The organism is Cohnella abietis, assembly GCF_004295585.1.
In the GTDB taxonomy this organism is placed as follows: Bacteria; Bacillota; Bacilli; order Paenibacillales; family Paenibacillaceae; genus Cohnella; species Cohnella abietis.
The window spans coordinates 3,422,435-3,438,779 of the sequence record NZ_AP019400.1 but is presented as its reverse complement, the minus strand read 5'-3'; the positions used below and the strand labels follow the sequence as shown (position 1 = coordinate 3,438,779).

General features: G+C 38.2%; 15 protein-coding genes. 3 read left to right on the top strand and 12 right to left on the bottom strand.

Translation table 11 applies throughout. The annotated features are described in order from the left end of the window. Nucleotides 1–123: 123 nt before the first annotated feature. Nucleotides 124–942 (bottom strand): hypothetical protein, encoded by an 819-nt coding sequence (locus KCTCHS21_RS14770; protein ID WP_130609567.1) that lies wholly within the window; start codon nt 940–942, stop codon nt 124–126. Nucleotides 943–1,024: 82 nt separating this feature from the next. Beyond that, complete coding sequence (locus tag KCTCHS21_RS14765; RefSeq protein ID WP_130609564.1) at nt 1,025–1,765, bottom strand: SDR family oxidoreductase; 741 nt, start codon at nt 1,763–1,765, stop codon at nt 1,025–1,027. A 186-nt stretch (nt 1,766–1,951) separates the two neighbouring features. Here KCTCHS21_RS14765 and KCTCHS21_RS14760 point away from each other — a divergent pair, with 186 nt between their 5' ends. Continuing rightward, nucleotides 1,952–2,530, top strand: a complete 579-nt coding sequence (locus KCTCHS21_RS14760; protein WP_130609561.1) for a TetR/AcrR family transcriptional regulator — start codon at nt 1,952–1,954, stop codon at nt 2,528–2,530. Nucleotides 2,531–2,545: 15 nt separating this feature from the next. Here the strand turns inward: KCTCHS21_RS14760 and KCTCHS21_RS14755 are convergent, their stop codons facing one another. Both KCTCHS21_RS14755 and KCTCHS21_RS14750 read right to left on the bottom strand, forming a co-directional pair. Then, nucleotides 2,546–3,586, bottom strand: a complete 1,041-nt coding sequence (locus KCTCHS21_RS14755; RefSeq protein ID WP_232058198.1) for an ROK family protein — start codon at nt 3,584–3,586, stop codon at nt 2,546–2,548. A gap of 34 nt (nt 3,587–3,620) precedes the next feature. Continuing rightward, nucleotides 3,621–4,187, bottom strand: a complete 567-nt coding sequence (locus KCTCHS21_RS14750; RefSeq protein ID WP_130609557.1) for a flavin reductase family protein — start codon at nt 4,185–4,187, stop codon at nt 3,621–3,623. Between the two features lie 208 nt (nt 4,188–4,395). Here KCTCHS21_RS14750 and KCTCHS21_RS14745 point away from each other — a divergent pair, with 208 nt between their 5' ends. Together KCTCHS21_RS14745 and KCTCHS21_RS31555 are read left to right on the top strand one after the other, a co-directional pair. Next, nucleotides 4,396–4,962: a sugar O-acetyltransferase gene (locus KCTCHS21_RS14745; protein ID WP_130609554.1), complete on the top strand. Its 567-nt coding sequence runs from the start codon at nt 4,396–4,398 to the stop codon at nt 4,960–4,962. Between the two features lie 204 nt (nt 4,963–5,166). After that, nucleotides 5,167–5,442, top strand: a complete 276-nt coding sequence (locus tag KCTCHS21_RS31555; RefSeq protein ID WP_197726527.1) for a CDP-alcohol phosphatidyltransferase family protein — start codon at nt 5,167–5,169, stop codon at nt 5,440–5,442. Between the two features lie 474 nt (nt 5,443–5,916). Here KCTCHS21_RS31555 and KCTCHS21_RS14735 read toward each other — a convergent pair whose 3' ends face one another. The 8 genes from KCTCHS21_RS14735 to KCTCHS21_RS14700 all read right to left on the bottom strand — a co-directional run bounded on the left by KCTCHS21_RS14735 (nt 5,917) and on the right by KCTCHS21_RS14700 (nt 16,243). Beyond that, nucleotides 5,917–6,774, bottom strand: coding sequence for a DUF6602 domain-containing protein (locus KCTCHS21_RS14735; protein ID WP_130609550.1), 858 nt, complete (start codon nt 6,772–6,774; stop codon nt 5,917–5,919). Nucleotides 6,775–7,084: 310 nt separating this feature from the next. Continuing rightward, the gene (locus KCTCHS21_RS14730) at nt 7,085–8,059 is read right to left on the bottom strand and encodes a hypothetical protein (RefSeq protein ID WP_130609547.1); all 975 of its coding nucleotides are present in this window, start codon (nt 8,057–8,059) and stop codon (nt 7,085–7,087) included. A gap of 467 nt (nt 8,060–8,526) precedes the next feature. Beyond that, entirely contained in the window at nt 8,527–10,512 is a 1,986-nt protein-coding gene (locus KCTCHS21_RS14725; protein ID WP_130609544.1) for a DUF3732 domain-containing protein, read from the bottom strand. Further along, nucleotides 10,512–11,015 (bottom strand): three component ABC system middle component, encoded by a 504-nt coding sequence (locus tag KCTCHS21_RS14720; RefSeq protein ID WP_130609541.1) that lies wholly within the window; start codon nt 11,013–11,015, stop codon nt 10,512–10,514. The genes KCTCHS21_RS14725 and KCTCHS21_RS14720 overlap by 1 nt, the downstream gene beginning before the upstream one ends. A gap of 1 nt (nt 11,016) precedes the next feature. After that, nucleotides 11,017–12,174 (bottom strand): ABC-three component system protein, encoded by a 1,158-nt coding sequence (locus tag KCTCHS21_RS14715; RefSeq protein ID WP_130609538.1) that lies wholly within the window; start codon nt 12,172–12,174, stop codon nt 11,017–11,019. Between the two features lie 1,436 nt (nt 12,175–13,610). Then, a complete protein-coding gene (locus KCTCHS21_RS14710) occupies nt 13,611–14,072 on the bottom strand; it encodes a hypothetical protein (RefSeq protein ID WP_130609535.1) in 462 nt (153 codons plus the stop codon). A 132-nt stretch (nt 14,073–14,204) separates the two neighbouring features. Beyond that, entirely contained in the window at nt 14,205–15,245 is a 1,041-nt protein-coding gene (locus KCTCHS21_RS14705; protein ID WP_130609532.1) for a FecCD family ABC transporter permease, read from the bottom strand. Continuing rightward, nucleotides 15,242–16,243, bottom strand: coding sequence for a FecCD family ABC transporter permease (locus KCTCHS21_RS14700; RefSeq protein ID WP_130609529.1), 1,002 nt, complete (start codon nt 16,241–16,243; stop codon nt 15,242–15,244). The genes KCTCHS21_RS14705 and KCTCHS21_RS14700 overlap by 4 nt, the downstream gene beginning before the upstream one ends. Nucleotides 16,244–16,345 lie beyond the last annotated feature (102 nt).

Below are 16,345 nucleotides of genomic sequence, written 5' to 3'. Positions count from 1 at the left end.
AACTCCACCGATTATTACCTTGTAAAATATAAAAAACCTCGAAATGCCTTGTATTAAGGCTTTTCGAGGTAAATGAAGGCTATATTTGAAACCAATTAATATTTGTACTATTGGCAACATCAATTACTGATTTAACGCAAATACTCCGATGTGTTCTTTAGTCTGTCCTATCCATAGCACTCCGTCACCAATCATTACACCTTTCCAATTGACGAATACTTTATCTGCTTTTTGAGCTAGTAGCTTCTTCTTAACATTTGCAGTCATGATTTTATCGTATTTTGCAATGAAATCTTTCTTAGATTTAATTTCTAAGCTTTTTCCCTTGTTGTTCACTTTCAATGGGTACGTTATGCTGTTGGCCACTTCAGATTTATTGCCTTTGCTAACCTCTTTCTGGAGTTTACTTAAGAAGTGCTCAAATTCCACTGCACTACTAATACCTGCGGCATCATACGGATTATTAATGATATTAACCGCAATTACCCCAAGTTTGTCATTCACTTTGCCGATCCACAAATCTCCTTCTCCTACCATAATTCCTTTCCAGTTCACAAACACCTTTTCAGCTTTCTGATCTAACAGCTTTTCACGTACATGAGAAGTAAAGATACGATCGTATTTCTTAATAAATTCCTGCTTGTTAGTAATAACAAATTGTTTGTTATCTTTGTTTAAATTCATTGGATAGGAAATCAGATCCGCTACTTCTTCTGGTTTATTATCCTTAACAGCTTTTTGTAATTCAGCAAAATAAGTCGTAAATTCAACTGGATTATCTATGCCAGCAACATAATAAGGATTATTGCTATCTGACTTCACCACGGAAGCAGGCGTTGCAGTATTTGTACCTTTCTCAGCCCAAGCTTGACCGGAAAATGAAGCTAGTGCTACTGTTAAACTTAATATCATTGCGGTTTTTTTCATGCTAGTGTTTGTCATAGTTGTTACCTCCAAGTAAGTTATACTCAGAGTATATAATTAAGATGTGTCCAACAAGTGTACAGCGCGTGTTCATCTATTATTATGGCTGTGCAGTAGGTCTAATCACAATCTCATTGACCCCCGTATCGTCTGGTTCATTGATGGCGTAAGCGATGGCTCTGGCAATACTGTATGGTGAAATAGCCAAACCGCTAATATGACTCGCCATTGCCTTAACCTCGGGGCTAGTCACGGTGTTGAGCAGCTCAGACTCCGTCATTCCCGGCGCAATAAGGGTGGATCGAATATGGGAAGACGGGGATTCTTCCTTGCGAAGCCCTTCCGAAATCGCTCTTACGGCAAACTTGGTCCCACTATAAACAGCCGAAGTCGGATTAACTTCATAACCTGCAACTGAGGAAATGTTGATAATATGTCCCGATTGCTGCTCTCTCATGGTTGGCAGGACCGCGGCGATGCCGTTCAGCACGCCTTTAATGTTCACATCAATCATCTGATCCCATTCCGCAACCCTCTGTTCATTCAGCCGCGAAACCGGCATGACTCCTGCGTTGTTCACCAGTACATCAATGCGACCATACTGCTTCAAAGCAAACTGTGCTAGCTTCTGCATATCCTCGGCTGAGACTACGTCGGCTTTGATATAAGCGGCTTGCCCGCCTTCTTGTTCAATTTCTTTCACGATCGCTTGCAGTCTCTCTTCTCTTCTAGCTGCTAAAACAACCTTTGCTCCCTTTTCTGCCAATAGCTTGGCTGTCGCTTCCCCTATTCCGCTAGATGCTCCCGTTATGATGACTACCTTGTTTTTAGTGTTTTCCATTTTATTATCGCCCCTTTAAGTTTATTGAACAATTGTACGTTATTGAATTTGTGTTGATTATCTAACGGCCGTTGATTAATATTATATAGAGAAGCTATTTCTATTCAATCGTTAATACATGCGCTTTTGTTTCATATACAACAGATGTGATGGAATTGTTCAATAACTGGAGGGGGCAATCGAATAATGGAGATCGAAACGAAGATTGATCGGAGAATTATTAGAACAAAGGAAGCCATTAACAAGGCGTTTCTGGAGCTTTTTTCCGAAAAAGAGCTTGAGCAAATTACGATCAACGACATCGCAGATCGAGCCAACGTTAACCGTGGGACCATCTATCTGCACTACATCGACAAATACGACCTGCTGGATAAATGCATTGAGGAGCATTTGAGGAGATTGATCACTTTTTGCAGCAGAAATGAATTAAATCAGGAAATAACACCGCTGGTCAGCGATCTGAAGCCGGTATTCGATTATTTCGGAACAAACTATCTGTTCTTCTCGGCCATGCTTAACAATCAAAGAACATCCGTATTCCGGGAACGTCTACAGCACTTCGTGTCAGTAAACCTTAAAGAGAAGCTCGATAGGCAAGACCTTCAACCGGAAATAGACAATGAACTGAATGCCCAATTCATGGCCTCGGCTTTCGTTGGTATTTTGGAATGGTGGATTCGCAATAAAATGCCACATACCCCAGAGTATATGGCAGAGCAAGTGCGGAAGCTGTACGAGAAAAACGAGGTTTTTCCTATGGGGTAATGAGTATCCAATGTCTTAACGCCTCTTCTCAACAAGCTGCAGGTTATAGCTCAAGCTTTCAAGGGTGACAGCAATTAATCCGTTCATATAGTAATGATGCGGATCATCTAAAACGATAATTTGTGGCATATGCTCTTCAGGTATCACGCCCACGCAAAGCTTGCATATACCCTCAATATGCTCTTCTTTCACCAATTCTCCAGTCAGAGCAATTGTCTCAGGGTTAATAACAGCAATCAGTGACATAATCGTCTTAGCTGCTAATGCCACAAATGTATCTTGCTGATGTAGCTGAGTAATTTGCTCCTTTCGTGAAATACCGAAGGGCAAGAAGGAAACTTCCCCGGCAAATTGAGTAGCTCCCTTATGAATGTGCCCGTCAATCATCATACCCGACCCAGGAAAGTTATTCCTTGGGAAGGTAACCACGGCAATCGTTTTATCTTCTTCATAATTCTGCTTTTTATAGAAACCATAAACACTCAAATTCATATCATTATCTACTGTAACCTCAAGCTCATATTTCTCTTTCAACCGTGCTTCTAGCGGAACATTAATTAACTCATCAATATCACAAACGTTAATAACACCTTGATGGACAAGTCCTGGAATTCCAATACCAACGGCATTAATCTCTGGGTACTTGGCAATCAGCATTTCGATTAGATGCTCAATCGCAGTAAGGTTTGCCAGTTCAACGGCAAGGAATCCATCATCCACCACTTCACCTAGTAAATTCGCAACCGTATACGTTAAAGAATGTTGACCGCCTTCAGAGCTAGCATAGATGCAAGCGATATAGGCAAAGTTAGAATTGTAGACAAAACGTCTTGCTGGTCTCCCTCCATTCGGCTGCTCCAATTCAGTCTCAATAACTTCACCTGTTGTGAGGAATTCATTAAGAATATTTCCGCAGGTAGCCACGCTTAACCCTGTTGCGCCTGCTATCATAGATTTCGTTCCCTGCTTCATATCCTTTAAGGCTTGCTTAATAAGCTCTTGGTTAATTTTTTTAACTCGAATGGAGTTGTTCGTTATCTGACTAATTCTATACACCTCTTCTATAGCTAATGTCGAAATGAGTCAGCGCCTATTTATTAAGATGTAAAAGGTGGATTTTTTCCTCGGTAGACTGATTTAACGTCCTATAGGTAGAGCGTCCCAAATATAGTGGGATTTCTAATTTAGCGAAGTCAGGCAAACCATTTTCCAAGAAAAAATCATTGTCCTTATAGCGTTGCACGATTTCACCAGCGATCCATTCATGATCTCCGTACGTTGTAATGTTCATTGTTCTGCATTCATAGGAAAAATAGGCATCCGTCAGCACTGGAATATCTGCTTTGAGCCCATCATCATAACTGATGTTGAACTTATCGAACTTGTCCACGTCTCGTCCACTAAATGTTCCCACGGCTTGAATCATTTCCGAGCATCTTGCAGGCATAAAATGCACCCCAAATGCCCCGCTCTGTTCTATCAGCTCATAGGAATACGTCTCCTTGCGAAGGGATATCCCATATATGCCCGGTGATGATCCAATGTATGTGTGCCACCCAGACGCCATAATGTTTTGCTTCCCATTGTATCGCGATGTAACGACTGCCACCATACCCGGGTATGCATACGTAATCTCTTCATTTATAGGTAATCTCATTCTAATACTTCCTCTCCATATCCATTTACTTCATATTGCTCTCTGGCCCATCCTCGTATATCATAGTAACAACCCACTTATTAAAACACTTTTAAGAACTGTTTTGATAATAGGAATATAATAAAAAAGGACATCAACTGTCAAGCATAGTGTACTCGACCTCGTGTCGGGATGATAGTTAGATTACCAATAAGAAGGGAAGTTTATTATGACTGCCAAAACCGAAAAAGAGAAAATGCTCGATGGGGAATTGTATTTGTCTTCTGACCCACAGTTAACCAAAGAAAGAGAATTTGCAAGAAGAACAGCACGAATCTATAATCAAACTTCTGAAAATGAAATTGAGCATCGCACAAGTCTCTTAAAATCTCTATTTGGTTCAACAGGAGAAAATTTATTTATCGAGCCCAACATTCGGTGTGACTACGGTTATAACATTCATGTCGGAGAAAATTTCTACGCTAACTTCGACTGTACTATTCTGGATGTCTGTGAAGTTCATATAGGAGATAATTGTTTCATTGCCCCTGGTGTGCATATTTACACGGCCACTCACCCCATTCAACCTCTCGAGCGGATTGCCGGGCCAGAGTATGGCAAGCCAGTAACAATAGGAAATAACGTGTGGATTGGTGGGCGAGCTGTCATTAATCCAGGTGTAACTATAGGGGACAACGTCGTAATCGCATCTGGCGCAGTCGTAACCAAGAACGTTCCAGCCAATACTGTAGTGGGCGGCAATCCGGCGAAAATAATTAGGAATATTGAGCTTTAGAGTGAAATGGGAATGTAATAAACCAATAGAATGCAGCGGCTAGCCGGAAAAGAACGTCAAAAAACCTCAAGGGATTTTCCTTTGAGGTTTTACTATTGGCAGCAGCGTCTGTTGTGATTTATTTACGTACCATTCCATCAAAGTAGGCTAGCATGTGCCCAACCTCTGGTACAATAAACTAAGGTAAACAAAGGTGGGATTGAGTTGAAGGTTGTACCCAACTGTATAACGCTTAGCAGAATCGTTCTGGCACTCATGCTGTTATTCCTCACGCCGCTTAGCTCGGCTTTTCTTACAATCTATATCCTTTGCGGATTCACCGACCTCATAGACGGGCCAATTGCCAGAAAGACCGGTACGACAAGCAGCCTTGGAGCAAAGCTGGATTCCGCTGCCGACATGATACTGGTAGGCATCTCATTATATACATTGTATCCGTTTCTAGACTTACCCTTGGAATCATCATATGGATCATCATGATCGGACTCATTCGTGTAGCATCAATTGTAGTCGCCCTGTACAAATTCCAAACCTACGCAAGCATTCATACATACGGTAACAAACTCACCGGTATCTTCTTATTCATAACTCCCCTATGGCTTCCCTTCACCCACCACACCATTTGGACAACTGTCGTGTGTATAATCGCAACCTTATCCGCATTGGAGGAATTAATCATACAAATGACATCTAGTCGATTGCAGTTAGATAGGGAAGGGTTGTTTATTGATAGTTGAGTCGCTCTAACATCCCGTCAGCAGTGGGGATGCGTGGGTTAATAACCATAGCTGTAACCTATGGAAAAAAAGAGAAGTCAGGGTTGTTTTCCTGTTTCACTTTTGCAATTAACAAAACAATATTACCTTAATATATTGGGATATATTGGGATGAATAGATTCATGAAGTATACAAATACAAGTCAATTTTAAATTCATAAAGAGAAGCGATAGATTCTCACCTCAACTCTATCCGTTCAACTAGACGCGCCTCTTTCCCCTCTGGAATGGGATAAAAGTAAGCACTTAATGCTCCTGACAATTCTTCAACATATTTTCCTGTTAACTTTCTAATTATCACTTCCTGCAAATTTGAAAGAAAATAAGAAAAAGCTAATCCTTCCTGCATATTATAAAAACTATAGTGCGGAGGTGCTCCTTTCCATTCATCATGCTTTTTTTCATGGGTTACTCCACTTGCCCATAATTTTATGAAATACTTCGTTCCTAAGACAATATGGTTCACACATGAAGATAATTTATTAGAGATAATCTGATTAGTGAATTGCTTTTCTAATATCTGCTTATATTCAATTGTCTTTAATTTTAGAATGTATTGGGCAGATTCTTCAATACTGTTGTAAGAAAAAACTCCATTAAACAACATCTTGTTTGAATTTCCACAAATAATAGAGGCATTATGATTCGATTTTTTTATAATGTCACATAAATCACTGGGTACAATATTAGACTTAACTTCAATAATCCCAATTACATTCTCAGGAACCGCAATAATAAAGTCACCTTCGGAAAATAATAGGGGGTAAGTATTATCATAAATAATAATATCAATCTGGTGAGTTATGGTATCTTGATTCCGAATAAATCCGGTTCCAACCGAAATGTGCTTAGGTAAAATACGCTTCAAATAATTCATAAGTATAATTTCTTTATATCTTCCTTCTTCTACCCAATGAGCATCATCTATGAGGTGCCTAACCCTCTTTTCATATGCCTTAAATTCAGAAGCTATTGACTTCTGATACTCTAAATAATTCGGCACTCTATCTCCGCCTAACTTAATATTAGAATTCATTCAAAAGATTAAAAAAATCTCAGAAATATATTGTCGCAGATATCGTTCATTCTTACATACTGGCTATAAGACAGCAAACTCTTTACTTTATGCCTTCCCATTTCGTTATGCAGTTCAACGCACAATTCCAATCGTTTAAGCAAACAATGAAAGCCATCTTGCGTGGTAATTAAATAAAGAAATGATTGATATTGCAACATTTGTCTTTTTCCTGAAGGGATTTCATTTTTATAAATCCAGATCAGTTCAGTAATATTTAAGCATAAAGATTTAATCTATTGGAACAAAAAGCAAAAAGTTTTACAGGATACTACTCCCTATAATAATCAGTTCTACTTTTCCTAGCTAATGATCTTATTAAGGCTTTTTCATCATCATTGAAATGACTTTCTAACACTAATTTAGAAGATGTTGTGGATTGCTCATTAAACTCTTCAAAAGTAATCTGTTCCTGCTCAAATAAAGTATTAACATAAATATATGAAATATTAACTATATCATTTCTAGGGACCATCATTTTGTTTTCATCATCTGTATTCTTAGTATCGCTTAGTAGCATGTAGCCACCCAGATTAGGATTCACTAAATGTTTCCTGAAATGTTCAATCCCATCTCTCATTTTAATATTTAAATAGATGTTTTTACGCTGGATAAATGATCCAATTGAAATGACTGGAACAGCAATGATTACGAATACCAAAGATAGTTCAGGTATAAATTCATAAGAGGTTTTTCCAAATGTTGTATCCACACTAGGAACCCTCAAATTATATAAATACACGTACGAGATGAGAAAATAGTATAAAGTTAAAAACATTAAATAAATTAAAAGAACGATTCTATGAGTACGAACAATCCATGACAAAATTGATGGTTTGATAAACTTAAATAAAAACAAAGTGAATTTCTTCAAAAATATAACTAAATATGAAAATAAAATTACGAAAATAATCATACAATACAAGGGGATATAAGAGTAAGGAGAAAACATTATTACTCCCAAGTAAATAATAATCCACTGAGATTGATTTTCAGGTTGTAGGAATACTAATGTAACTACCAACGTCATGGTAATAAACATCAACATCAAAAGCATTAAGATCCCTCTAAAGAATTTTGAAGCATTACTCCAAAAAAGTAATTCTTCATTTGGAAGATTAATTTTAGATAGTTTAATAACTGAAATAATAATAGGAGAGAAAAAAGTAATAAGAATAGTTCCAATGACTCCACTGAACATATTTGTTTCTAATAGATTTTTTATGTTTTCTAGTGTATTGTACATAAAGTTTGCCTCACTTGTATGAATACCCTATATTGTAACAAAAGATTAATTTCACCATTCTATCGTAATGTGTGGTAGAGTAATAGCATTTGTTAAATTGTTTATGTAATTCTCATTGCTCCCTACTGTGCTATACCTAGTGCTATATTTAATAGCTAAGAAAAAGTATGTTTTTTCGTCTTGTTTTATCAACGCTTCCTTACTCCCACGCACCAGTTCAATGGGTTATGTGAGTAAGGTCGAAAAGATTAGGCAATTCTCGACGATTAATTTATAGCGTAATGCGTTGTCATCGAGTTTCATATCTTTTTATTATTAAGGCAAGATTTTAAGATTATTTTGTTATTTTTATAAGCTGTAAATAGTGATTGTCAAATATAGTTCTCGTATTTACTGAAGCATGTAAAGTTTTTTGTGTAATTCTTTTATTGCAATTGTCCAATGCCTTTCGATGAGAGTATTAAAACTTATATGTACCATTCTTCTGGTATTAATTTTTTTCCATTTCTCCATTCAACCACTTCATGGACCCCATCGATGTCACCATATATATCACTATCTGCATGATCAAGAATGATGCACTGCCAAGCTCCCTTCTTGGCCACTACTGATTTAGCGATGGTTTTGAACATACTTTTTACTGCGCTGACATCTTCATCATCGTATTCTGCATCATATTCAAGATTAGGATCAAATTTCTTGAGTTTTGGAAAATAGACTTGACTGGGCTGATCGAATATTACGAAGCTTGGAACACAAGATGGTTCAAGCTCTAAAAAATATTCTTGCAAAGAACACATTAAAGCTATATGAAACGAGACCCAATTTGAAGCACTTCCAACTTCAGCAAGAAAATGCCAATGATCGTCATTACTCAGAACGGAGATATTTAGATCCTTAACGCTAAATTTCGGAGCTATTTTACGATATTTATCTTCAACATCTAGAGTTTTTAAGTGCTCTAAAATCCCTTGGGAAATAATTGCGGTCGCATTATCAATTCTTTGTCGGACTTTCCCCTGATCTACCTTTTTTAGTAATTCAAAATATTCTGTTTCAAGGGTGAATATTTCCTCCTGAAGATCTCCCCCATCAACAAGTCTTTCGAATGTTTCAATTGATGCTTTTAGATGACCAAGAAATAAATACATATTTTTTTTGTGTTGAAATTCTTTCTGTGCATTTTTATCTCGAGCTATTAGTAAATCAAACCTTCTTTGTAATTTTTCTTTTTCATCTAAGAGTTTCTGTAAATCGATTTTGATCCTTTCTTCTTCTCTTGAAAATGAAGTAGGAATTTCCGCAACACTTCTCGATTGTTCCTCATACTTCTTAAATGCAGTAATAACTTTCGATAACTCTGAATTTGAATTTGGATGTTCAGCACTTCCACATGCTGGGCAAGCAAGTGAATCTGATGCTATACTTTCCAACCATTGTGAGATATGGAGTCTATCTGCCCTTTTACGCTGAGAACTTCCATAGTCAATCAATCCTGATTTCAAACGATTCACATCATTTAGCCTTTTTTTGATTAACCCTATTTGAGTACTTATTCGTTCCTCTTCAATTTCAAGTTCAACAATTTCTTTGTTTGCTGATTCTATATTATCGAGTTTAGTCTTTGAAGATTCAGGCATATATTCAAATATTTGCTTCGCTGCAGCTAACAAGTCATCTGGATCTGTCTCATCTGAGACTTCTTCTGTTAGAATTCCATATTCATTTGCTATTTTCAAATGACCAAGCATATTAGCCATCCATGAAGCAGATATATTCTTAACTTTATCAAATTCTTTTTTTAACTGCTGAAGTCTTTTTTCAACGTATTGAAGTCGTTGTCTTGCTGTTAATACTACGATATCTTCAGCACCCAATATAAACGGAAACCAATTCCGAAGCCTCTCCCTATGTTCATGTGCATGTGTCTTATAAAATAAGATATTCTGATTGGCTACAATATCCTGATTTTGAAAAACTAAAGCCATTAAATCTCGAAAACCTAATCGAGCTTTATAACTTTCTTTCTCATCCTCGTCACCATTCAAACTAAAATATGGTACTGATGCGATAACATTCAAAATATTTTTTATACCATCTACTTTCTCATTTGGCTCTTCAATTATTGGAGGAATACTAATAACTGAACCACGAGAAAGATAAAATTCATTTGACACTTTGTTTCCAGCTGGCACTTTTCTTGAGATCAATATTTGTTCTGTTTCTGTTTGAATAATAACACCATACCAAGATACATAATCTCGTATTGTATCGATTGGAATAAAACAATCACTTGACGCAAGGCAATAATCAATAATAGGAATAATAGCAGATTTCCCAGTACGTGATGCTCCTGTAATAACGTTCACTTTCCCCAACTCAAACGATACAATTTGGGGTGCAAATTCATAAGAATTGGGCCAAATAATTAATTTTAATATTTGAAATTTCATTAGAATACCACCTTGAGATATGATTCAATAGAAAGGAGATCGTGTTTAGAAAACCATTTACCAAGTATCTCTGCTTTTTCACCTTCACGCTTTATAGTATTTTTTAATGCTCTCCCTCGACCAGTTCGTTTTATTAATTTGCAGGGATACAATTTCCCACTCTCCATATCCCACATTACTAAACCTTTTGAAATAGCAGTATCAATTGCAGCAAGTGTATATTGACTTTTATCTCTTATTCGTTGTTGAATAGAAAGCAAAATATCTGAGTCCTTTGTATTTTCAAAACTCCGAACATATGACTGCAAATCGTCTCTTTGATTGCTGATAGGCTTCAATAAATCTTTACTTGTTAATATAGCCATGGCAACAAAATGTAGGAGCCCAATAGGAGCGTCCCCATGTGGATGACCATCGCAATAACCTTGAGTAAATTTCCAGATGTGATATGATCCAATAATTGGGGTATTCCACAACTTCACTTCTTCAACTAATCTGCCCATTTTAACCCCCCTTATTTTTGAGATATAATCTTTCCCAATTGGGGTGCCACCCCAGTAATAGCTCGTCAGCTAACGCATGATATGTACCAGGAATTGTTGAGGCAGGTGGAGTCATATCTCTAATTGTTTCCTGTCTTGAATTGCACTCAATCAAAAGTAATTTTCCCTGCTCAGTTTCATCTAATTGCTTATCTGTAATTTTGATTCTTTTTCTTTGATTTCCCCAATATTTCGTTAATCTTTCTTCAAAATCAGAAGCAATTTCTTCATTAATTGTTTCATTTTCAATCCATTTCTCGAGATTCACATCTGCTCTTAAATAATCAGAAACTGCATCAAGTATCTCCTCTTCAGTAAGCTCTATCGCTTCAAGTTGTTTTAAGTATAGAGGGCGGGTTTTAACTTGCTTTTGAACTTTATCATGCTCTTTTGAATAGTGCATTGTAAAATCAATAAGCTCTCTACTACGAGACCTATCAAATAGTAGCTTAAACTGTCTATCAAATAATTCCCAACTAATAATTGCGCTTCTACGAGCTGCTATATTTTCATTTAATACTTTTTGTAACCAACCATTAAGGCTATCCATAATAAATTCAATTTGCCCTTCAGGTACATGCTTACGCTGAATCTCAATTCTCACATCATCATAGCCGGCGCCATTCCCAATTTGCAGTTCAAAACTATGTATTATTTTAGTTAACAGAATTCCATTTTTATTTATTACGAAATCATAATAGTTCCATATTTCTTGTTCTGGCTTTAAATCACTTAGTATTTTTTTTGTGTATTCAATGGCGCTCTGAATGTCAGATTGATTTTGTGCGGAACTAAATTTATTAACAATACCTTCTCTTCCAGACTTATTTGAATATAAAAGAAATTTAGTTCTCTCTACATCTATAAGCCCACTATTTATTGCTGTTATCCAATTCGAAAATGTTTTCCATAAATCTGTTGATCTATCGGTTAATGGATTTCCTACTATTGACGATTTGTCTTCTTCCGCAAGTATTTCACCATCCGATTTCAAAGTTGCTACATCCCCAAATACTTCAACACAAACAACATCCTTAGGGGCACTCCTAAGTAGATGATAGAGTGCACGTGGAAACTGTATAGAAAACCCTAGTAGCTGACCAGGCGCATTTGATTTCATAAATCTTCCTCCATCAACCGATATTATTATTGGTAGATCGACTCACAGTGTCCAAATTGTTCCAAGATAGGAATTCTACATTATAAGACTATATCCTCTATTAAATTACAAAAAAATCTCATAATATAGTATATTTGAACTACTAACGTTTCATTAACTCAACAGTCATTCATTATATATTTAACATAAATATTATTATTTTTTATATGTCAAGAAACGCTACTGGATGAGAAATGAGGTAGCGGAGAAAAAATATGAATTTAATTCCTGACACAATCTAACCACTCCGCTTTCTAACATTATTTCTTTTTACATTTTGACACTAAACAAAAAAAAAGACTTAAATTCTAAACAATAATTAAACAACACTCAATACTTCCCTTCAAATGTAAAAGGAGTTGTAGCGCTTGTAATTATCGCGCTACAGCTCCTTACAAGAAGGTATGATTCAGCATTTAAGCTTCAATTATCCAATACACTCAATCAGAACGAAATAATCGAAGCCTGTCTAAATTGATAATAAACTAAGACCTTGCTGCACCTTTATCAATTACTACGCCCCTGATAATAATTGTATTTCCACAACGAGATATATTTATTGACTTAAACAATAATCCATCAACAAACCGAAACTCATGAAAGGGAAGTCTACTATTGAAGGTTTCAACCGCAATTTCAAAATTGATGTTTTTTTGAAGTATGATCTTCAACCGTTCATTTTGACCAAAAAGTTCTTTCCACGCAGCTTTGGCATCATAAATCGGCTTGATAACTGCGATTTCTATCTTCTGTCTTCATAATTCTTTCACCAACACGAATTAATCCGGGAAGATCTCTTAACTCAGACCACAGTATAACTTCACCTTCTTCGTACGATTTCTATACTAAATATACGACTCTCATCGAACACTCCAATAATGATAGGCACTTGAAGATATGTTTTGAGATAACAATTTTCGGTATTCTTACTTGAAATAAGCTTGTATTGCTCTTGGCAATATCTATAGCTTTTTCCTATAAAGACTTGCTAAGCGTTAGTACACCTATGCTTTATTTTGCCATGTGGACTATTCGGTCGTTATAGTATCTCCTTGAAAAGAATGCATGCCGTCTTTTCTGATCGAAAGAGACTCTAATAGCCCCGCACGGTCAGAAACCCGATAATGAAGATGAGCTTCGCTGGAATTGCCTGTAATCTTTCATCTGCATTAAATTTAGTCCTATAAAAACTGCACCTCCGATTGTTAGATGGTGTTTAACAATCGGGGTGCAGTTCACAGAATAGGTAGTTCAACGTTGCTTATCGAAACGATCAAATATTCTGACTCTACGCTTCAATAGCGCTATATCGAGAAATATAATTTTATTTGCAAGTTCATATCAAAACACTTTCTTAAAAATTATATCCATTTTAATCCTAATCGTAAGTTAACCCCTCACCCACTCCGCTTACTCCGCGCATAATCACTAATACTGTTCGGAATGTGCCCCACCGCAAAAATTAGGCTGAAGATAAATTGATAGAGGGAGTGAATGACCACTGAGGAGAACAGAAAATATAGGATTGGAAAAATAGCTAGCGGCACTGGAACGCCCATAATGGGAGAGTATAGCCAGTTGAACTCCCTATTATTCCTGAAGTATCTTACCCATAACAAATAGTACATTAATAGAGATAGCACCATTACGATTAATGAGATAATCTCGTATGTTTCGTGAATATGCATGGTATAAAATACAGGAACTATGAGCACGCCAATTCTACCAATGCCCTCTGCAGCAGTTAAGATCAAGCTGTTATTGTTGCCACTAGGCATATTCTGCGGAGGATATTTGAAGAAAATAAGATTAGGCAACAGTATCATTAGCGGTATCACGAGACTCCATGGATGAAACAAGATGGTCACCCTCTTTTCTTCTGTACGGTCATTGAATCTCTTAAATCCATAGAAAAAATCTCCCACAATGAGGAGACTTTAGCAGTTAACAATATTTTATATTAAATACACTAATATTCCAATTCAATCTTCCTACACTTCGTTCTTTCTTGATGTCATAAGTAAATATAGAAAAAATGGAGCGCCAAGGACGGCTGTGAACACTCCTGCTGCCACATCCTTGGGCGAGAACAAGAGACGTCCCATTAAATCCGCCCCTCCTAACAGCAGTGCTCCCACTATTGCCGATGCGATCAACAAGACAAAATGTGTACCTCCAACCAACCTGCGAGCAATATGAGGGGCCATCAATCCAATGAAGCCAATCCCTCCCACAAAAGCGATTGCAGACCCCGCTAATGCTGAGGCAATGCCAATTAGCGCAATTCGTTGCAGCTGCAGCCTACCCCCAAGCGATATCGTCGTTTCTTCGCCTAGTATTTGAATATCCAGCTTTCTCGACATTAGTAGTAGAAGAGCAAACAATACGCAGAACCATGGCAATAGAGCAAGTACATTCCCCCATTTGGCCCCATAGATTGAGCCTGTTATCCAAATCTGTGCCTGACTCGTCAGAAAAATGGGACTAAAGATGAGAAACAACGTTTTGCCCGCTTCTAATAGCGACGTAACGGCAAGCCCTACTAGAATCATGCGAAATGGCGATATCCCCTTTTTCCAAGACAAGATGTAAATAAACAATGAAACCAAAGCAGCCCCTGCAAAAGCAAATAGCGGCATAAAACCCATACCAAGCTTCTCATTCAGAAAAGCGAGATAGCAAACCGCAACCATGGATGCCCCGCTCGTCACACCAACGATATCTGGAGAAGCTAGCGGATTGCGGACAACGCCTTGCAATACAGTTCCCGAAACAGCAAGCGCCGCGCCAGCAATAATCGCAAGGACAAAGCGAGGCAAACGAAAGCTCCAGACAACGAGCCCTTCTGCCGAATCGCGATCTCCCGTAAATAGCAGCTCCACGACATGAAGCGGAGAAATGGATAATGTACCGATACCAATGCTAATAATGCCGCATATCGTCAGAAGAACGAGCAACAGCGTAATTTTAGTCCCTTTTCCTTGTCCCCCTTGAAGGAATGAACGGGCTTTAAGCTTTATTGTCTCTTTCATTTTGGGCCCATCCCCCTTCTTGCCAGATAGATAAAGAACGGCGCCCCCACAAGCGCAGTCATCACTCCAACCGGCACTTCTTTCGGAAAGGCTATGAATCTAGCTCCGAGATCCGCTGCAAGGAGCAAGCTCCCCCCTAATACTAGGCAATATGGAATGACCCAGCGATGATCGGGGCCAACGAGAGCTCTTACGATATGCGGGATGACAAGCCCTACAAAGCCGATCGGGCCTGCAACTGCAACCGAGCTTCCTGCAAGTACAATGACTGCTAGTAATGACATCACTTTGAGTCCCTGTACGCGTTGCCCCAATCCTTTTGCCAGTTGTTCCCCCATTGCATATAGATTAAGCGACCTTCCCATCAATAAAACCATTACATATCCCACGAGTAAAAATGGCAACACCGTCGTAAGCTGTTCCAAGCTTTTACCCTGTACCGAGCCTGCCAGCCAAAATAAAACAACGTCAAGAGTTCGCTCATCCCCTATTAATAGAGCTGTCGTGAACGAAGTAAACAACGCCGCAAGCGTAGCTCCAGCCAGCGTCAATTTCAGCGGTGTAATACCGCCCTTTCCTACCTGCGCAACAACGTAGATTGACACTGCGGCAAAAGCAGCCCCCGCGAATGCAAGCCAAACCATAGACATCACTGACCCAGCCGAAAATAATGAGATGCCCGCGACAACGAAAAATCCGCCGCCTGCATTCACGCCAAGTATGCCCGGAGAGGCCATCGGATTGCGAGTTATCGCCTGCATGAGCGCACCGGAGGCAGCAAGCGCGGCGCCAACCAATAGAGCGATACATGCTCGCGGAATACGCAAATCCCGAATAATAATATGTTCATTAGACCCATTAAAAGCGGTAAAAGCTTCCTTAACCGTATGCCAGGAAGTATCTGCATAGCCAAAAACGACACTCGCCCCAAACAATAGGATCGCAAGCACCGTAGCTATAAGGAGTCCTATCCATTTCCATGTAGTGTTATGTAGCATGCCTGACTTAGCTCCTATTTCATAGTGGTTACCCTACCGAATTGTTCCACTTCACTTCCAAAACATGCTTCAAGCAGTCCGAATATACTCGGACTGCTTGGG

What these genes read in the sequence shown, in the direction of transcription:
- KCTCHS21_RS14735 (WP_130609550.1), bottom strand. Translation starts at nt 6,774, where the DNA reads ATGAATTCTAATATTAAGTTAGGCGGAGATAGAGTGCCGAATTATTTA.
- KCTCHS21_RS14750 (WP_130609557.1), bottom strand. Translation starts at nt 4,187, where the DNA reads ATGAGATTACCTATAAATGAAGAGATTACGTATGCATACCCGGGTATG.
- KCTCHS21_RS14730 (WP_130609547.1), bottom strand. Translation starts at nt 8,059, where the DNA reads ATGTACAATACACTAGAAAACATAAAAAATCTATTAGAAACAAATATG.
- KCTCHS21_RS14760 (WP_130609561.1), top strand. Translation starts at nt 1,952, where the DNA reads ATGGAGATCGAAACGAAGATTGATCGGAGAATTATTAGAACAAAGGAA.
- KCTCHS21_RS14745 (WP_130609554.1), top strand. Translation starts at nt 4,396, where the DNA reads ATGACTGCCAAAACCGAAAAAGAGAAAATGCTCGATGGGGAATTGTAT.
- KCTCHS21_RS14715 (WP_130609538.1), bottom strand. Translation starts at nt 12,174, where the DNA reads ATGAAATCAAATGCGCCTGGTCAGCTACTAGGGTTTTCTATACAGTTT.
- KCTCHS21_RS14720 (WP_130609541.1), bottom strand. Translation starts at nt 11,015, where the DNA reads ATGGGCAGATTAGTTGAAGAAGTGAAGTTGTGGAATACCCCAATTATT.
- KCTCHS21_RS14700 (WP_130609529.1), bottom strand. Translation starts at nt 16,243, where the DNA reads ATGCTACATAACACTACATGGAAATGGATAGGACTCCTTATAGCTACG.
- KCTCHS21_RS14725 (WP_130609544.1), bottom strand. Translation starts at nt 10,512, where the DNA reads ATGAAATTTCAAATATTAAAATTAATTATTTGGCCCAATTCTTATGAA.
- KCTCHS21_RS14705 (WP_130609532.1), bottom strand. Translation starts at nt 15,245, where the DNA reads ATGAAAGAGACAATAAAGCTTAAAGCCCGTTCATTCCTTCAAGGGGGA.
- KCTCHS21_RS14765 (WP_130609564.1), bottom strand. Translation starts at nt 1,765, where the DNA reads ATGGAAAACACTAAAAACAAGGTAGTCATCATAACGGGAGCATCTAGC.
- KCTCHS21_RS14770 (WP_130609567.1), bottom strand. Translation starts at nt 942, where the DNA reads ATGACAAACACTAGCATGAAAAAAACCGCAATGATATTAAGTTTAACA.